Annotated in this window: 21 protein-coding genes; 13 read left to right on the forward strand and 8 right to left on the reverse strand. The window is 43.3% G+C overall.

The genetic code is table 11. From position 1 onward, the window contains the following. The first annotated feature begins 36 nt into the window (after positions 1-36). The 6 genes from MMAH_RS08725 (at position 37) to comE (ending at position 3,343) form a co-directional block, all read left to right on the forward strand. Positions 37-363 carry a winged helix-turn-helix domain-containing protein gene (locus tag MMAH_RS08725; RefSeq protein WP_013038187.1) on the forward strand — a complete coding sequence of 109 codons (327 nt, stop codon included), beginning with the start codon at positions 37-39 and terminating at the stop codon, positions 361-363. Between the two features lie 81 nt (positions 364-444). Further along, a complete protein-coding gene (locus MMAH_RS08730) occupies positions 445-651 on the forward strand; it encodes a hypothetical protein (protein WP_013038188.1) in 207 nt (68 codons plus the stop codon). Between the two features lie 23 nt (positions 652-674). Then, positions 675-914, forward strand: coding sequence for a cytochrome b5 domain-containing protein (locus MMAH_RS08735; protein ID WP_013038189.1), 240 nt, complete (start codon positions 675-677; stop codon positions 912-914). 109 nt (positions 915-1,023) lie between these two features. Beyond that, positions 1,024-2,265, forward strand: a complete 1,242-nt coding sequence (locus MMAH_RS08740; protein ID WP_013038190.1) for a cysteate synthase — start codon at positions 1,024-1,026, stop codon at positions 2,263-2,265. A gap of 14 nt (positions 2,266-2,279) precedes the next feature. Continuing rightward, on the forward strand, positions 2,280-2,777 hold the full coding sequence (comD, locus tag MMAH_RS08745; protein ID WP_013038191.1) for a sulfopyruvate decarboxylase subunit alpha: 498 nt from the start codon (positions 2,280-2,282) through the stop codon (positions 2,775-2,777). Beyond that, complete coding sequence (comE, locus tag MMAH_RS08750; RefSeq protein ID WP_013038192.1) at positions 2,774-3,343, forward strand: sulfopyruvate decarboxylase subunit beta; 570 nt, start codon at positions 2,774-2,776, stop codon at positions 3,341-3,343. The genes comD and comE overlap by 4 nt, the downstream gene beginning before the upstream one ends. On the opposite strand, the gene MMAH_RS08755 is transcribed toward comE, so the two are convergent. Then, positions 3,306-4,586, reverse strand: a complete 1,281-nt coding sequence (locus MMAH_RS08755) for a methanogenesis marker 16 metalloprotein (RefSeq protein WP_013038193.1) — start codon at positions 4,584-4,586, stop codon at positions 3,306-3,308. The two genes, comE and MMAH_RS08755, sit on opposite strands and share 38 nt — an antisense overlap. 1 nt (position 4,587) lies before the next feature. After that, positions 4,588-6,612 carry a cation:proton antiporter domain-containing protein gene (locus MMAH_RS08760; protein WP_013038194.1) on the reverse strand — a complete coding sequence of 675 codons (2,025 nt, stop codon included), beginning with the start codon at positions 6,610-6,612 and terminating at the stop codon, positions 4,588-4,590. Positions 6,613-6,794: 182 nt separating this feature from the next. Here MMAH_RS08760 and MMAH_RS08765 point away from each other — a divergent pair, with 182 nt between their 5' ends. The 3 genes from MMAH_RS08765 to MMAH_RS08775 are packed head-to-tail and all read left to right on the forward strand — an operon-like array spanning position 6,795 to position 8,585. Continuing rightward, complete coding sequence (locus tag MMAH_RS08765) at positions 6,795-7,487, forward strand: DUF1538 domain-containing protein (protein WP_013038195.1); 693 nt, start codon at positions 6,795-6,797, stop codon at positions 7,485-7,487. Next, positions 7,484-8,218, forward strand: coding sequence for a DUF1538 domain-containing protein (locus MMAH_RS08770; RefSeq protein WP_013038196.1), 735 nt, complete (start codon positions 7,484-7,486; stop codon positions 8,216-8,218). Before MMAH_RS08765 ends, MMAH_RS08770 begins: the two co-directional genes overlap by 4 nt. Continuing rightward, a complete protein-coding gene (locus MMAH_RS08775; protein ID WP_013038197.1) occupies positions 8,211-8,585 on the forward strand; it encodes a P-II family nitrogen regulator in 375 nt (124 codons plus the stop codon). The genes MMAH_RS08770 and MMAH_RS08775 overlap by 8 nt, the downstream gene beginning before the upstream one ends. Positions 8,586-8,661: 76 nt before the next feature. On the opposite strand, the gene MMAH_RS08780 is transcribed toward MMAH_RS08775, so the two are convergent. The 4 genes from MMAH_RS08780 to MMAH_RS08795 form a co-directional block, all read right to left on the reverse strand. Next, positions 8,662-9,816 (reverse strand): hypothetical protein, encoded by a 1,155-nt coding sequence (locus MMAH_RS08780; protein WP_013038198.1) that lies wholly within the window; start codon positions 9,814-9,816, stop codon positions 8,662-8,664. A gap of 61 nt (positions 9,817-9,877) precedes the next feature. Next, on the reverse strand, positions 9,878-10,831 hold the full coding sequence (locus tag MMAH_RS08785) for a tyrosine--tRNA ligase (protein WP_013038199.1): 954 nt from the start codon (positions 10,829-10,831) through the stop codon (positions 9,878-9,880). A gap of 58 nt (positions 10,832-10,889) precedes the next feature. Continuing rightward, on the reverse strand, positions 10,890-11,621 hold the full coding sequence (locus MMAH_RS08790) for a tRNA(His) guanylyltransferase Thg1 family protein (RefSeq protein ID WP_013038200.1): 732 nt from the start codon (positions 11,619-11,621) through the stop codon (positions 10,890-10,892). Positions 11,622-11,628: 7 nt separating this feature from the next. Beyond that, a complete protein-coding gene (locus MMAH_RS08795; RefSeq protein ID WP_013038201.1) occupies positions 11,629-11,892 on the reverse strand; it encodes a PRC-barrel domain-containing protein in 264 nt (87 codons plus the stop codon). A 138-nt stretch (positions 11,893-12,030) separates the two neighbouring features. Here MMAH_RS08795 and MMAH_RS08800 point away from each other — a divergent pair, with 138 nt between their 5' ends. The 4 genes from MMAH_RS08800 to MMAH_RS08815 are packed head-to-tail and all read left to right on the forward strand — an operon-like array spanning position 12,031 to position 15,834. Beyond that, entirely contained in the window at positions 12,031-12,795 is a 765-nt protein-coding gene (locus MMAH_RS08800) for a ribonuclease H-like domain-containing protein (RefSeq protein ID WP_013038202.1), read from the forward strand. Next, positions 12,792-14,606 (forward strand): excinuclease ABC subunit UvrC, encoded by a 1,815-nt coding sequence (gene uvrC, locus MMAH_RS08805; RefSeq protein ID WP_013038203.1) that lies wholly within the window; start codon positions 12,792-12,794, stop codon positions 14,604-14,606. The genes MMAH_RS08800 and uvrC overlap by 4 nt, the downstream gene beginning before the upstream one ends. 55 nt (positions 14,607-14,661) lie before the next feature. Next, positions 14,662-15,087: a universal stress protein gene (locus MMAH_RS08810; protein ID WP_013038204.1), complete on the forward strand. Its 426-nt coding sequence runs from the start codon at positions 14,662-14,664 to the stop codon at positions 15,085-15,087. 42 nt (positions 15,088-15,129) lie between these two features. Further along, the gene (locus tag MMAH_RS08815) at positions 15,130-15,834 is read left to right on the forward strand and encodes a YkgJ family cysteine cluster protein (RefSeq protein WP_013038205.1); all 705 of its coding nucleotides are present in this window, start codon (positions 15,130-15,132) and stop codon (positions 15,832-15,834) included. On the opposite strand, the gene MMAH_RS08820 is transcribed toward MMAH_RS08815, so the two are convergent. Together MMAH_RS08820 and MMAH_RS08825 are read right to left on the reverse strand one after the other, a co-directional pair. Beyond that, positions 15,831-16,934 carry a TIGR04013 family B12-binding domain/radical SAM domain-containing protein gene (locus tag MMAH_RS08820; RefSeq protein ID WP_013038206.1) on the reverse strand — a complete coding sequence of 368 codons (1,104 nt, stop codon included), beginning with the start codon at positions 16,932-16,934 and terminating at the stop codon, positions 15,831-15,833. The genes MMAH_RS08815 and MMAH_RS08820 overlap by 4 nt on opposite strands. 13 nt (positions 16,935-16,947) lie before the next feature. After that, positions 16,948-18,057, reverse strand: a complete 1,110-nt coding sequence (locus MMAH_RS08825) for a site-2 protease family protein (RefSeq protein ID WP_013038207.1) — start codon at positions 18,055-18,057, stop codon at positions 16,948-16,950. Position 18,058 lies beyond the last annotated feature (1 nt).

The raw sequence follows: 18,058 nt of genomic DNA on the forward strand, positions 1-18,058 counted from the left end.
ATTATAGATATCTGCAGACAACAAGAGGTTGAAACAATGGAAGATGACTATGATGAACTCGACGATGTGATTATGCAGAAACAATCAAAAGGTGAATCTGTCAAAAAAGAGCATGATATGTTGAATAAGGCTGCATCGCATCCATTAAGAAGGAAAATCGTCAAAACAATAGGAGCCTTTGGGATCAACACAGATGAATTAGCCGCAAATATCGATGAAGATCCTTCTGTACTGAAATACCACATCGACTTCCTGCTCAACGGGGAACTGGTCAGGATTGAAAATGATGAATACAGGCTGACAGACAAGGGTATTGAGTTACTTTCCGACTGCCAGTCCGGCAAATCAAATCCTAAATGTTAAAATTGGTTTGCAAACTTTCCAGACATAAATTTCCACAAACCTCTTTAACTCAAAAACCAATAGAAAGTATGGAGGAGTATTATGAATTGCGCAATTTGCGGAGCAGAAGCAGACAGTGAATACTGTAAGAAATGTGAGAAAATCCTGGATGAGATCGTCCAGCGTGTCGGTGAAAAGCGCTGGAGTGCAATGGACGATTGCAGCTACATATACCCGATGATCAAAAGGGCTGCAAAGGGGGAGCTCTCGGTCAACGATATAATAAATGCAATGGAAGTAGAAGACTAAATCCTTATGGGGAGTGGAATTTTATGAGAGAATTCACACCGGATGGCCTGGCCAAATACAATGGTAAGGACAGGGATGAAATCTATGTTGCCTATAAAGGCAATGTCTATGATGTTACAAACAGCGAGTTATGGATGGACGGAGATCATCAGGGTATGCATGAAGGGGGTATTGATCTTACAGAAGAAATGGAAGAGGCACCTCATGAGGAAGATGTATTCAATGAATTCGAAGTTATCGGCATACTTGTGAATAACCATTAAAAAGACAGCAGGGATGTTTCCTTTGGAATTATCCCTTACTTTATCCTTAAGCGGAAGTTTTCATGGCTGAAAGGACAAGATATATAAGATCACCATCAAACCCTTTTATATGGACAAATACAGACTCATCTGCCCAAAATGCGGCAAAACTTATGGCAAATATGACATGGTATGTCCCACTGATGGAACTTTTTTGAGATCGGAGTACTCAAAAAGTAAGTTTGAACCATGTGATCTTCCGGGAATATGGAAATTCTACAACTGGCTACCCGTGGAAGGCATAATAAAAAAGGGTACTGGAAAAACATTAACCTATAAAAGTGAGAAACTTGCCGAAAAAGTCGGTCTTGAGAATTTGTATATAAGTTTCAACGGTTACTGGCCGGAAAAAGGGGCTTTTATGAGGACCTGCAGCTTCAAAGACCTTGAATCATATCCTACAATGCAGAGAGTAATCGAGCAGGAAGAAAGAAGTACGATGGTTGTAGCCTCTGCAGGTAATACTGCCCGTGCCTTTGCGCACGTATCCTCTATAACAGACCTTCCTTTGCTTCTGGTAGTTCCTGAAAATGCTATTGAAAAACTCTGGATTCCCGCAGGATCGACATCATCAATCTGTGTTGCAGCAGTACAGGGGGATTACTATGATGCCATATCCATAGCCTCCGAGATTACCGAGAGAGAAGGATTCGTACCCGAAGGCGGTGCCCGGAACGTAGCGCGCAGGGATGGGATGGGAACTGTAATGCTGGATGCAACACTGACCATGAAACATCTGCCTGACCACTATTTTCAGGCAGTGGGCAGTGGTACCGGCGGTATTGCTGCCTGGGAAGCAGCTATGCGCCTGAAGGAGGACGGCAGGTATGGAGATAAATTGCCACAGTTGCACCTTGCCCAGAACCTGCCCTGTGCACCCCTGATCCAGTTACATGGGGGAGTTGCTGTGGACCCTAGATGTCCTGAAGGAATGTACGACACCGTCCTGTTTAACCGCAAACCTCCGTATGCAGTGGGCGGGGGAGTGAGGGATGCCCTTGAAGCCACAGAAGGAGACCTGTACGGGATTACAAATGAAGAGGCAGAGGAAGCCAGGTTGCTATTTGAAGAACTTGAAGGCATCGATATTATGAATTCAGCAGCTGTTGCCACAGCCGCCCTGATAAAAGCTGTCAGGAATGCAAAGGTATCAAGATCAGATCTCATAATGCTCAATATCACAGGCGGGGGAGTAAAAAGGGCTTTAAATGAACTTGCCACCATCATGCTTGTACCTGATCTCGTAGTATCCCCTGATGACAGTGAAGCACCAGCAAATATCATACAAAAAACTGAAGACAAGTTCGAATAAAGGAATGAGACCACATGGACCCGTCTCAGGAAGTATTTAAAGCTATAAAGGAATCAAATATTGATTTTATTGTAAGTGTGCCCTGTGCAAATCTCCAGAAACTCATTCCCATGGTAGACAGTGATCCGGACATCATCCACGTTCCCGCCACCAGAGAGGAGGAAGGCATAGGAATCTGCGCCGGGGCCTACATGGGAGGTAAAAAACCGGCCATAATGATGCAGAATTCCGGGATCGGTAATTCCATCAACGCTCTTGCATCCCTCAATCGTCTATACAATATCCCGTTATTGATAATTATAAGCCACAGGGGAGTTGAAGGAGAGCCAATCTGCGCCCAGGTACCAATGGGTGAAAAAACTCCTCTCTTACTCGAAGTGCTGGATATCCCTGCATACAAACCAAATCTTGTAGAGGCCAAAAAAACTATCGAGAAAGCCACCAGAAAAGCCTTTGAAGAAGGAAAACAAGCAGCTATCCTATTGAGTATAGGTTTCTGGAGGGAATCATGATACGCTATGATGCACTTGAGGTTCTTGCTGAAAAAGAAGGAGATAAAGACACCCTGATTATTGCAAACATCGGATTCCCCTCAAAAGAGTTATACGAAATATGTGACAGAAAGGCAAATTTTTACATGCTTGGTTCAATGGGCCTTTCTTCTTCCATCGGGCTCGGGCTGGCCCTGGCAAGACCGGACAGGAAAGTTATCGCAATTGACGGTGATGGATCGGTCCTTATGAATATGGGAAGCCTGGCAACAATAGCCAACCAGCATCCTGATAATTATCTCCTTGTAATCATCGATAACGGTGCATATGGTTCAACAGGCAATCAAAAAACCGCAACCTCAGGATTGACAGACCTGAAAAAAGTTGCTTTAGGGGCAGGCATACAAAATGTTGCTGTGGTGGCCGATGAGTCAGACCTTAAGAAGAAACTGGATACAATGGAAAATGGTGTCCTCGTAGTAAAGACAAAAGCCCGCAACAAAAAGGTGCCTGTCATCCACCTCTGTCCTGCAGATATCATTGAGCGGTTTATGGAGATATCCTCTCCACCATCCCATTCAGGATGAAACTTCCATTCTTTATACTGTCCCTTAATTTTTCGGCCATTATGAGTGCACGTTTACGATCTGACTGGCGCACAACGATTGGGACATCCATATTTTTCCCTTCATAATCGAATTTAAGACTACCCAGTTCTGCCTTGAATACACTACTGCATAAGGTTGAGCAGAGACCGCAGTTAAAACATGTGTGCCTGTTCAGTACCATTTTGTCACCGTTGAAATAGATTGATTCCATAGGACATCTTTTCATGGGTTCACATACATCACACCCTCGACAATTGCCAGGATTGAAAGCAACTTCAAGGTCTACATCTTTCCAGGCATCTGCATAACTTGTCATTGCAACCTTTATCCTGCGATCAGCATCCATTACAGGCATCGGTACTGCGCTGTCCGTTTGCCTGATCGCATCGAATACTGAATCATCAACTACAGGCACTGCAACTGCCCAGGAAACAATACATTCAGGACCTGCAGAAGTCGCAAAACCTCCCATATGATCAGCCACCATGGAATGCATATCCGCAGTTGCTATAAGATTGGGTTTTTCCGGGCTGCTACGCGTCCCTGAACCCAGGATGAACCCTTCCGCCCCATTGAGAAGAATACGACTTCCCACACCGATACCATGGAGCTGCGGATCATTCTTTACAGGGTTTATTTGCCCACATCCCGACAGGGTGGCTTCAGTGGCATCGGGGGCAAAGGCAGTTGCATGAAAAATAGTGGAAACAGGAGACGGGGAAAAATTCACAAAGGCACTGTAGTTCTTAAATGCATGCCGCGTTGCAAACAGCTGTGCGTATGGCATATCCTCAATGGACACTGTATCTGAATATTTCCTCCCTTCATCGGTAACTACATCCACATCCACAGGATTACCTTCCACAATTTCCCGGAAAAGGTGGCCTCCTCCGTAATTTTCCCTCTCATGGCTGTGTGCTGTACCAAAAACCATCAAGTCCAGTATACCCAGTCTTTCATTGGGACAGGGGCCCACATGGGCATCCACTCCATTTATGGTTACAGTACAAGCGCGGGTGAATTTTTCCACGGTATCTACCGGAAATGAGAGAACCGCATAAGTTCCACTCATAATCGCTCTGGTAGCAGCAGTCACCACCTCTACATCCTCAAAACCAACATTGTCCCCTGCATCGATCATATCACAAAGTTCCTGAGAAGTTAGAACTGTTGCATCTTTACGGTTAATTTTCTCAAGAATGTGCCCTACTGCCCGCTCCATATTATTCCTCAGTATTTTTTGTGTTCTTTTCACTTAGATCCGTGAAAAAGTCCCCTATTTCTTTCATATCTTCATGACTTCCCAGCAACACAAGAATATCTCCCTCCAGAATACGTACATCCCCTCCGGGGTTTGTGATAGTTTCCAGTCCTCTTCTGATTGCCAGGACTGTAATCCCGAATCGTTGCCTGAGGGAAAGTTCTTCAAGGGTCATCCCCACCACATCAGCTCCCAGAGGTACACGGAGGGAGACTATATTCACATCCGGGATATCAAACTGCATCTGTTCAAAATTCAGAGGGTCAGAGGAGACACTGCGAAACATGTCATATCCACCTGCCCTGGCATCTTCAATAAATTTTTTTATCTGGTCCTCCGGAACAAGGTAACGTCTGAGTAGGCGAACAAATATTTCCACAGAAGTTTCAAATTCTTCCGGAATGACCTCATTAGCCCCCTGTTCATAGAGCGGACCCATCTCCTGTAGATAACGTGTTCGTGCAATGATGTGGATATTGGGATTCATTTCCCTTGCAAGCCAGATTACTCTGCGGGTTGCCGTTGCATCAGAAATACCAACAATCATTATTTTTGCTGAATCAATATCCGCCTTTTCAAGTACACTTTCCTGGGTTGCATCTCCATAAAAAATATTTTCTCCTTTTGAAATACCTTCTCTTACACTCTCCGGATTGGTTTCAATAACCAGATAAGGAATACCCGCTGCATTGGCAGCTTTTGCCACTGTTTTACCATTGAAACCAAAACCTACGATGATAAGATGGGAAGACATTTTTTCCTTTTTATCGTACATCTTTGTTACATCTTTACGGGCAAAGCCGCACTTGAGCTTATGTGGCAGAGGAAGTCTGAGAACATTGGCAGCCACAGAGGGAGAATAGGAAATTGAAAAGGAAGTAACTGCCATTGTAAGAATGGAAATATCCAGAAACATTTGATATAAGTAGTTGTCAAGGAGACCATACTCAACCCCGAATTTAGAAAGGACGAAAGAGAATTCACCCACCTGGGCAAGTGCCATACCGGTGAGAATAGAATTGCGAAGGGGATATCCCAGAACCATAGAAACAAAACCACTGACAACTCCCTTGAATAACATAACACCGATGGTCACAAGTAATATCATTAAGGGGTTATCCAGGAAAAATTGTACATTAAGCAACATTCCTATTGATACGAAAAAAATACTCAAAAAAACATCCTTAAAGGGAAGAATATTGTTCAGTGCCTGATGACTGTATTCAGATTCAGATATCACAAGGCCCGCAAGGAAGGCCCCCAGTGCCAGGGACAATCCCGCACTATAAGTGAGCATAGCAACAGACAGGCATATGACAATCACGGAAAGCAGGAACAATTCAGGATTGCGGGTTTTGGCAATATGATATAGGATATGGGGAATCAGCCACCTGGCAAAAAACATTATGAATATAATAATTGCCAGAGATTTCAGAAGGATCATAAAAATTGAGTTTGCATCATTTCCACCAACCCCTGCCAGGAAAGGAGTTGCCACAATCATTGCCACTACAATGACATCCTGGAACAGTAATATAGAAAGGATCGTGCGACCATGCAAACTGTGCAATTCTGCTCTCTTTTGGAGTGTCTTGAGAACAATTGCTGTACTGCTCAGGGATATCAAAAACCCCAGGAAAAGGGATTCACTGAAACCAAAACCAAGATATGTAGCTGCAAAAAGAGTCCCAAGGGTTGTGAAAAGAACCTGAAGGCCTCCTCCCAGTACCACAGAACGCTTCATATCCCAGAGTTCTTTGAGAGATAACTCCACTCCAATGGTAAATAGCAATAGAATAATACCAATCTCGGCAAGAATGTCGATATTATCTGGATTATTAATGAATCCCATTCCATAAGGACCCACTAAGACACCAGTTATCAGGAAACCGACTATAATAGAAATACGAAGTTTGTGACATATATAGAGTACAAAAATGGATATTCCAAAAATAATGATGATATCATTGAGTATAGCCGATTCCATAAAAACGAATTATGTGAAGATATCTAATAAATATATTCATTTCAAGGTGCCTTCTAAACATGGAATCAAAGAAGTCCCGATTATTTCAAAATCACGTGTTTCCAAAAAACAAAAATATCATATAATTTGGAACCATAGATTTGATAGAAGTGTTTTTTATTTATACAACCATGGAGATATGAATGATAGAAGATCTCAAAGAAACTACAAAGGAAGTAATACAGGCAGTGTTGCCTTTAACTGTAGCCGTATTTTTGCTCATGGTCATGATCGAAATGAATCATGACATGTTCCTGTCTTTTTTCGTGGGTTCATTAATGGTCATACTGGGTATGATTCTTTTTCTGCTGGGTGTCAAAATAGGTATGCTCCCTATTGGGGAATCAATTGGTTCTGAATTATCAAAACATAATTCTTTATTGTTCATCCTTGGTTGTGCATTCATCTTATCATTTATGGCAACTGTTGCAGAACCCGATGTGAGGGTACTGAGTTCAATGATAGATTCGGTATCAGAAGATAGTATCCCTCGCAATGTACTGATTCTCTCAATTGCATCAGGTGTTGGGTTTTTTGTGGCCGTATCTATGTTGAGAATCGCCTATGGAGTCCCGATCAAGTACCTATTTACAGCTGGATATCTGATTATTCTGGTACTATCCTTTTTTACAAATCCCGACTATCTGGCCATAGCTTATGATGCAGGGGGGGTAACTACAGGTCCCATGACAGTACCTATAATCCTTGCGCTTGGAATAGGTACCGTGTCTGTACTCGGAGATAAATCTGCACTTACCGAAGGCTTTGGACTGATAGGGCTTGCTTCTATTGGACCCATACTCGCAGTAATGCTTCTGGGGGTACTTGTACCTTGACTGCCGTTGAACACAGCCAGGACCTATTATCCGTGGTCCTTGAAGTTATCGAAGCACTGCTACCACTTGTTATCTTTTTCCTTGTATTCCAGCTATTGTACCTGAAATTTCCCTCCTCATATTTCCTAAAACTTATGACAGGTCTTTCAATAACTGCAATGGGAATGATACTGTTTCTCTATGGAGTTTACAACGGATTTTTCCCGGTTGGCCTGGAAATTGGGAGTTATTTTGGACAAATAAAATCCAATTGGATATTGATACCAATTGGTTTTGTACTGGGATTTCTGGCCACTTTTGCAGAACCCGCTGTTAGAGTATTATGCTATCAGATAGAGGAATCTTCAAGTGGATACATTAAATCAAATTTGATGCTTTATACCTTATCTGTAAGTGTTGCTGCATTTGTTGCCATCGCAATGACCAAACTGGTTTATGGAATACCTTTCCTTTACATAATAGTTCCTGGTTATCTGCTTGTCCTTGTGTTATTATGGTTTTGTGATAAAGATTTTATAGCAATTGCTTTTGACTCAGGAGGTGTGGCAACCGGACCAATGGCTGTGACCTTCCTTATGTCAATGGCTGTAGGCGTGGCCGCGTCCCAACCAGATAGCAATCCCATAGTGGACGGATTTGGAATGATTGCATTGATAGCGCTGGCACCTATTATATTTGTCATGATGTTAGGTGTATATATGAGATACATAGGAGGAACTGACAATGAATAATGATGTGGACGATCTTGTCCTTATAGTAACAATCGTGAAAAAAGGATGGGGAGATACTGTAATAGAGGCATCCCGTAAAGCAGGTTCAAAGGGTGGAACAATTATATTCGGACGGGGCACAGGCGTACATGAAAAGAAACATTTTCTTGGTACTTTAATTGAACCTGAAAAGGAAATAGTATTAACAATTGCCGAGTCCGCAAATGCCGATAATATATTGGAATTTATCAAAAATGATGTGGGTCTCGACAAACCTGGCTGTGGAATGGGATTTGTAGTACCTGTTGACAAAGTCTTTGGAACCGCTCACATATTATGTGAACTGGATCCGGAATGTGAGCATCAATATACAGATACAGAGGATTGAAATATATTTAATAGCAGATCAGTCTGCATTTTATTTTTGCAGCAGCAATAAAGATCATACATAACTGAAAGGAAAATTAATGTGAATCGCTTTTGAAAGACTCAACCCCGAGAATACCCGCAATCTCCAATCCTTCACTGCCAAGTTCAGAAAGCCGGTTGAAAATTTCACTGCGATCCACGTACTTTTCAGTACGTGTTCCGTCTTCTTGCTCGATCTTGATAGTAATTTCACCTTTCACATATCCTCTTTCACGACATTGGGTTATAATGTCTGAATATTGTTCTGCAACGGTTTTTAAGCAGTCAAATATCTCATTACTGTAAATGGCGTTCTCATCACCGCTCATCAGATTGACAAGTTTGCTGGAAGCAATGTTGGAGCGGGCAAATTCCACAAGGTTCTTGACAAGCGAATCAATCTCTTCAAGGGTTATTGATTTAAAAAGCGCAGGGTCTGCAATAATATCAGTATCATCAAAAACCACGGAATACTCATCGCCATCTGAAATGATCTTCAGGGAATGGTCTGCCTTTTTATTGTTGAAAGAGGCTTCCACATGTTCATTGCCATCATACTCAAACGATTTCAGTAAATATTCGGACATATCTTCCATTTTGATCTTTTTTTCCTTGGATATTAATCCGGCCCGTGTCCACGTAGGGATAAAAAGAGTATCAATCAGATCTTTTATCGCAACAGAAGACCTGTTATAACCCAATTCAAAGAAAGATTGCATTGACCCTAAAGTTGAAATCTTCTTGCCGGTTAACTGGCCATTTTCCGCTTCCATGGAATAGCTTTCATGAGAACCGTAAATTCCGCCTTCAAAAAGAGGATTCAACATAGAAAGGACCTGACTGCCAACAGAATTCATAAATTTGTTATAGTCGTTTCTTTCCTTTTCGAGGGAGAGATTTACCTGTTCCAAACCTTCATGTGCAGCTCTGTCACATGCATCCAGGACTGACTTTTTATAATCATTCAGATAGTGCCCGGCGAAATCAGGATCAAGAGATTTGACACATTCCACAACTTTCCCGTTGGAACTGTCCAGTTCCTCCAGTGCCTTTTCAAGAGAATAGATACTTTTCCGATAAAGTTCATTTTTTTCAATAGCTTCCTTCTCTACAGGAAGAACTTTGGAACAGGCATCCACAAAGTTCTTTAAATCCTCAATAAAATCCCGCTGTACAGGCAGATCCGTAGAATCCTGAAATGTATATTTCATGTTTCCCCCAGTTTAATGCTAAATATCTGCCTGCAAACATTATATATGTTATCGTGGGGATTTACAGGAGAACTTCCCTGACAGGTGCAAGTAACAGGCTCATGTATTTTACAGCACCGTTTTTAAGATCCATTGGGTGCAGGGTTCCATCTTCAAAGATTGTTTCAAGTTCTTCGTAGCCATTGCATGTAAGATTGCCCCCAAATTTCTCAGGCCTTTCGAATACGACCTCTTCGTAACGGGGGAATATATGGTAGCGAAAGAGCTGTAACACAGGATTATCAACTATTTCACCAGCAGGACAGAAAGCCTTTTTCATCTTTTTCTTGATGACTGCCTCATCATCATCCACAGAAATATAATTGCCTCTGGAAGATGCCATTTTTTCACCGTCAAGTCCCAGCAGGATGGGAGTATGGAGACATATCGGTGCCCTGTAACCCATTCCAGGCAATCCTTCACGGGCAAGCATGTGTATCTTACGCTGATCAATTCCTCCCACAGCTACATCAACATCAAGCATAGCAATATCAATGGCCTGCATTATCGGATAGACCATCTGGGAAACCCGCGGATCATCCATTGTTCTTCCGACCTCATCCATACTGCGGCGGGCCCTGTTCAGGGAAGTGGTACAGGTGAGTTTGAGTACATTGAGCATGTATTCCTCACCCATCTGGAAATCCGAACCATAAACAAAATTGGTTTTATCAGGATCAAGCCCCAGTGCAAGGAAGCATCTCCTGTTGTAATCAGCAATTTGTTTCACTTCTTCCATAGTACCTTTCTGATTCAGGAAAGCGTGCACATCTGCAAGGAGTACCGTAATATTAAAGCCCGCCTTCTGAAGGTCGATCAATTTGTTGACGGTAAGCACGTGGCCCATATGTATCTTACCGCTTGGTTCGTAACCGGTATACGCAGAAGGCTCTGCTTTTGCTTCCATCAGTTCATCCAGTTCCTTCTCTGTAACAATTTCCTGAGCATTCCTTTTAACAAGATCTATTCTGTCCATGGGGTCACCGCATAAAATAATTAAACTGATAATAAGTCAATAATTGTGCAATCTCTATTCAATCCAGAGATATATGTCTTTTGAGGAAATTATCTCCCTCTGCTGTACTGAAAAGAGGTAAATCCCAATCCTGGGAGATACGTGTACGTGTGGACTGTGTCTTTTCCTCCAGAAGAGGATTATATCCTTCTATTGGATATTTTTCCCTGTATACAGCCACACCTCGCCTTTGCCATGCAGGTTTCTTTGCCAGATTTGTGCCTCTTTCAAACATCATCTCATGTATGTCCTGTGATTTTTTGCCATGCATGACTGAAGCTGCACTCTTTCTGTCAATGCCTTCATCTATAAGAGTGTAATAGCCATAAGAACTGACAAAATTGCGCCAGGCTTCCTGTTGTCGCCAATGCATATATTCAGTAAACTGGTCATTGCATACAGGAATCACACGGCAGTCAAAGGCCACAGGTTCCTCAATTCCTGAAAAAAGGGTAAAAGCACTGCTCAGAAATGAAGGGACAACCGAATCAAGTTTCTCCACTCTTCTGTCAAAGGGCAGATCCGTGAATACAAGGCTTGCCTCATCAGAAAAAGTGTATGCAAAAACCGGGTTCATGTTGCTTTTTTTGAAAAACAACTCTATTGAATCGGCCATACAGGTGGCAAAGAAAATATCATAGGGTTTTTGAAACCCTTCTTTTTTCAGGGCACGCTGGAAGTTCCTGCCATCTACGCGAAGAATTACCGGAGATACACAACGCAAATCTGCATAAATCTCTCGCTCTTTCATGAGATGATCAGTCTTCTACTTGCTCTTTTTTCCTGAATTTGCTGACAACATCCCTGATAAGAACAATGTCCCCGCTTGTGACTACCCAGCGATAGGGAATTATGACACCCTTTGTAGGAACATCGAAAAAATCACGGCTGATGTCAGAAAGAGCAAGACCACTTATTACTCCCTCATCTACGTTCATTACAAGGTCGTCAACTTTACCCACATAAGTACCGAGGTTGGTATATACGTTTAACCCAAAGAGTGATGTAATATCTGCGCGCATGTTATCCCCTGTTATAGTTGTATATTGTATAAGAATTTACGTTGATCATATATATAAATACATTTTCTTAAATGATATATATTCTGGCAAATTTAATTACATGAGCTGAATCCATCATATAAAATATTGGTGACATTAATGCTTACAAGTACTTATATTCACATCCCTGGAATCGGGAAAGAAACCGAGCGGAAGATATGGTCCGGTGGAATTACCACATGGAATGAATTCCTGCAGAATAAAAACGCAATAAACCTCCCGGGTTCCAAAAAAGATAAAATTGCAATGGAAATTGAAAATTCCATGGAAAAACTTGAGATTCGCGATATTCCTTATTTTGCAAAATCGATACCTACATCCGAACACTGGAGAGGATTCCGTAATTTTTCGGACTCTGTAGCCTACGTAGATATTGAAACCACAGGGCTTTCACCTTCATCCTCAAAAATAACTGTCATTGGGGTTTATGATGGCAAAGATGTGAAAAGTTTCGTGCGGGGCATAAATCTGGAAGAAATAGTACAGGAGATGGAGCAATACGACTTCCTGGTGACTTTCAATGGTGCGCGTTTTGACCTGCCCTTTATACAGCGAGAATTCCCCCAGATAACAATGGAGCAAATGCATACCGATCTTATGTATCCTTTAAGGAGAATCGGATTGAAAGGCGGACTCAAAAATATAGAACACCTCCTGGGAATCAACCGCTCCGAAGAAACTGAAGGCATGGACGGTTTTGAAGCCGTGCGCCTGTGGAAGGAATATGAAAAGGGAAATGAAGAAGCCCTTGACCTGCTTCTTGAGTACAACCGGGAAGATATAGTGAATCTGGAAACTATCCTGGATATTACATATGACAGGTTCGTTGAACACTGCTACAAGGGGTGCACACCACAGAAATGAGCGAAAATATTGTGCCGGGAAATCCGGACATATCAGATTTTCCCCATCTGCCTGGTGTATACCTGATGAAGGATGAAAATGAGACCATTATCTACATCGGTAAAGCCAGGGACCTGAAGAAAAGGGTCAGTCAATACTTTCAGGCTGACAAAAACAAGAGTCCAAAAACAAAGGTCCTTGTTAGCAAGATAAGGGATATAGAATACATAGTTACATCCACAGAAGTTGAAGCCCTTATCCTGGAAGCCAACCTTATCAAAAAGAACAGGCCCAGGTACAATATCAGCCTTAAGGATGACAAACGTTATCCCTATGTGAAGGTAACCATCAATTCCAGATACCCGCGCATATATCTGGTCAGACGCAGGATGATGGACGATGCTGTCTATTTTGGACCATACACCAGTGTAAAGCCGGTACGCACCACCCTTGACCTGATATCCCAGATATTCAAAATCCGCAGGTGTCACGGTAATCCTGCACAGAAGAAAAGGCCCTGTCTGAATTACCATATAAATCGCTGTATGGGACCTTGCACAGGAGATGTGGATGCTGAAGAATACAGGGATAATGTGAAGGCCGCAGTAAAGTACCTCAGGGGAGATACCGGTGACCTGCTGGGCAAACTCAAACAGCAAATGCAGGAATACGCAGAAAAACAGCGATATGAGGCAGCTTCGGTTATCCGGGACCAGATAGGAGGTTTAAAGGAACTTGCAAAACAGCAAAAGACAACTGCAGGGATCGATGACCGGGATGTGATCGGTTTGCATGTGGATGAAAAAGACATCTATGTCCAGCTCTTCTATGTGCGAAACGGCAACATGGTTGGGAGAGCGGATTTTGAACTGAACCGGGGGAAAAGTACATCCTCTGAGATCATTGCCGAATTCATTAAGCAATACTACCAGGATTCCCCTGTTCCTCCCGAAATTGTTGTACCAGAGATGCCTCCAGAGGAAGAAGTAATCCTGAAATGGCTGTCTGAAAAGGCTGGCAGGAAAGTCACCCTGAACATTCCCCGGATAGGGGAAAAGAAAAAACTCCTTGATATGGCGATGAAAAATGCCACAATGGCCAAAGAGCGGGCAAATACGGAGAAAGCAAAAATGGAGGGGACACTGCAAGGGCTGGAAACCTTACAGGAAAAACTGGGAATTGGTACACTGCCCCGACACATAGAAGGTTTTGACATATCCAATATATCGGGAAGTGACCCGGTAGCTTCGATGGTAGTATTCAAAAACGGTACACCTTCAAAAGCGGACTACAGGCATTACAATATCAAAAGTGTTGAAGGAATTGATGATTTTGCCATGATGGCCGAAGCTGTTGAAAGGCGATACTCCCACATCAAAGATGATAAACAAGCCATGCCGGACCTTATACTTATCGACGGGGGAGAAGGGCAGGTCAACGCCGCAAGCCGGGAATTACAAAAACTGCAGATAAATATACCTATAATCGGCCTTGCCAAGAAATTTGAGCATATAATTTTTCCAGACACCCATCCCCGTAAACTGCTGATTCTGCCTAAAAAATCACCTGCACTAAAAATGCTCATGCAGGTAAGGGATGAAGCACACAGGTTTGCAGTGGCATCCCACAGAAAAAGGAGATCAGCAAGACTTTCCCATTCCGAGCTTGATGGGATTGAAGGAATCGGGGAAAAGAAAAAGAAAGAACTTCTGCAACATTTCGGATCTGTGGAAAAGGTCAGACAGGCTGAGGAAAAAGAGATCGCAGAAGTTGGGGGAATCGGAAAGGCACTTGCAATGCGTATTGCCGAAAAACTCAGGGAACAAAAATGAGCACGACAGTTATATAAAAAATACTGTCCTAATTTACTGCAAGGGGGATTAGATAATGAGTTACAACAAGATGCTTATTTCCGTTGACGGTTCCGGTTATTCGGAACAGGTGCTTGAAGCAGGGATGGAAATTGCAAAGGATTTGGATAGTCGTATTTACGTTGCTTATGTGATACATCCGGGTTCATCCCTTCTGTCAAACCCTGATTCCTGGAGTCCTTCCCGCCGTGTGCTGGAGGAGATGGGCAAAAACGCATTTCGGAAGGCCATGGTTATTGCAAAAGAGAAAGGTTTGTCCTGCGAGACAAAAATGCTGGAAGGATATCCTGCAGATAAGATCATCGATTTTGCTGAACGAAAGAATGTCGATATGATCGTCATTGGTTCCAGAGGTCAGCAGAGCACCAAAAAATTCCTGCTTGGCGGTGTTGCGGAGAAGGTCATACGCAATTCCAAAAAACCTGTATATGTGGTTCGTTGAAAATATTCTTAAATACTATGCCAGCACGGTTAGTCTCGGGTGATGCAGATAGCTTTGATAAGCAAAGAGCTCGCACAGGCCAGATCAGACCTATCTGACGTAGAGGCATACCCTTTTGAAGAACTGGTTGATATAATCAAAGACGTGGGTTTTGAATGCAGCAGGTGCACACGCTGTTGCACCCGCGATTACAATGATCATGTTTTCCTGCTGGAGAAGGATGTTGAGAGAATCGAGATGATCGATTCCTCAAAAATTACACCTGCACCTTATTTTGATTACTGTGATAACAAGGGCAATTTCTATGTACAGGGGTATGCCCTGACCTACAGGGATGACGGGACCTGTGCTTTCCTGGGGGAAGATGGCCTGTGTACCATATACAAACAGAGGCCCGCCATATGCAGCATATATCCCTATATGCTCAATCGCGAACCCGACACCAGGGGCAAACTTCTGTGGAGACACGTGGCAGGCCTGAATGAACACGGTTACTACCACTGTGAAATGACTGAAAAGGATGCCATGCAGATAGCAAAAGATGTGGTGGAATATGAAACCGGCTTCCTTCAGCACCGAATAGATTTCCTTACTACCCTGCTCTCCTATTTCAGGGAAAATAAACTCAAACCTTCCCAGAGACAGTACGAAAGACAAATGAAAAAATACAATTCAGGAAAAAAAATTCTCGTTAACGTATACCACTGTGGACAATTTCATACTTACCATCTTGCAGATAAAAGTTAAGCCCATTTTCCGGTCAATTTCCCATCCAGTGCCAGTTTGCCCAGAAGCCTATTTACATCCGGTTCGATCGGTGCAGGAACCATATTTTCATAAGGAGTCGAAGGCAGTGGGGTCAGGTAATGAGCCCGCACCTTGCCACCTTTACTGATTATCCAGTTGATCATATCCAGGGTCATTCGCTGGTCCTCTTCGGTCTCACCGGGAAAACCGAATATGAAATCCACCATCGGCACGATAGCTTTGTCCACGCAATGCTCAACGGCATGAGAGATATCTTCACTGCTATGTCCCCTGCGAATTTGCCTGAGTATCCTATCGCTGCCTGATTGGCCACCCAGGCTTATACTTTTGTTTGTGCAGTATTTATTTACCAGTTCCAGAGCATCCTCCGAAACGAATTCAGGACGCACTTCCGATGGGAAAGTGCCAAAGTAGATATTCTTTCCTTCAAACTTTGCAAGGCAGGCAAGTAATTTCTCAACTTTATCCAGCCTCGGATGAATCCCGTCACCCCCGTAGGCAAAAGCATTCGAAGAGGTGAATCTCAGGTCATTGTAGCAGCGTGCATAACGAACAATGGAATCAATACTTCGATGCCGCATTTTGTGCCCGAAAAGTCTGGGTGTCTGGCAATATTTGCAATTCCAGGGGCATCCCCGGCTGATTTCAATTGGTGACCTGGGGCCTTCACAGTCAAAACAGGGATAATCATCGAGGTTTACCGGTTGCCGGGCAGATGTGTGCACTATATTATCGTTTGTTTTGTAGGCGATCCCGGCTACTTTTGAAACATCCCCACCCATTTGCAGGGTATCCACAAGTTGTGGCAGGGTTTCTTCTCCCTCCCCGATAACCACATAATCAAAAAATCCAAGAGTTTCTTCCACTGATCCTGATGGATGCGGCCCTCCTGCTATATAGACAGAATCGGTGTTTGAAGAGGATACTTCCGTAAATATGCTTCTTTTTTGTGCGGTGGAAAAGCTGTACACCATTATGCCGTCAACGGGGTGTCTGACAAAACCTGCATTTTCAAGCAAGGGATAAAGGGTCGCCAGACTGTATGAGTTCTTTCGATTCCAACGGATATTTATATCCATTCAATTCACTTCCTTAAACAGTAACTACAGTGAAAGGAACCGGTGTGAAGCACAGCAGGCCCAGCACAAAGGTAACTATTCCCAGTAGCATCCTTTTACCTCCAAGTTCATGCCTGTCTTCCATTGGACGGGGATGGCCTGCGGCAGCGAAAAGGAAGAGTAAAATCGCCCAGAAAAACCAGATCCCGGCATTCTGGCCCATTACAGTGCCTATATAAATAGCTATCAATCCGAGTATAACAGGCATTGCGGAAGAAATGTATTTCGCTTTTTCACCAAGCATTGCACGCATGGCATGCCCTCCATCCAGCTGGCCCGAAGGTAGCAGGTTGAGCAGGGTCACAAACATGCCCACCCAGCCGGCAAAAGCTACCGGGTGAATGGTTTGGCCACTGGAACCCATCAACCATTGCAGGAAGGCAAATAGGGGAGGCATCTGCAGGTCTATCATAAGGGTCCCGGGTGCCTGAGAGAATTCAACAGGGGGTTGCATCAGACCGATGACAGTTACTATTACTGAAGCCACAAGCCCTACAAGAGGGCCTGAAACTGCCACATCAAACAGGGATTTCCTGTCCGGTATCATTCCTTTGTGTTTGATAACCGCCCCCATTGTTCCGATTATGGAGGGAAAGGGAATGAAATAGGGCAGGGAAGTTTTCATGCCATGCCTGCGAGCTGCGAGGTAGTGTCCCATCTCATGTGAACCCAACACACCCATTATAGCGATAGTAAAGGGCAGACCTTCAAAAACAGAGATCGGATTTGCAATTACATCTGCCCCGAACATGCTTGCACCGGCAAACATGGTTGTAAAAAAAGTGGCTATTGCAAGCACAATATTAATCCAGACCCTGTCTTTTCCTTGTTTGAAAGGAATCGCTGCAATTACCTCTTCCCCTAATTTAGATTCGATAGCAAGGTTGTAACCCCTGGATGCGAACTGTGCCGTGAGGGATTCCTGTATAATCTTTTGGCTAACCCGTGGCATCCCATAGAAATAGACCGAACCAGCATGGTAGTTGACCTCATATACCCTGAAAAAGGGACTTACCTGGAGATACATCCAGTCAATAAGCTGTTTGACCTGAGGGTCTACCGAAGATTTCCGTTTAAAACCCATC

The organism is Methanohalophilus mahii DSM 5219 (genome assembly GCF_000025865.1).
GTDB lineage: Archaea > Halobacteriota > Methanosarcinia > Methanosarcinales > Methanosarcinaceae > Methanohalophilus > Methanohalophilus mahii.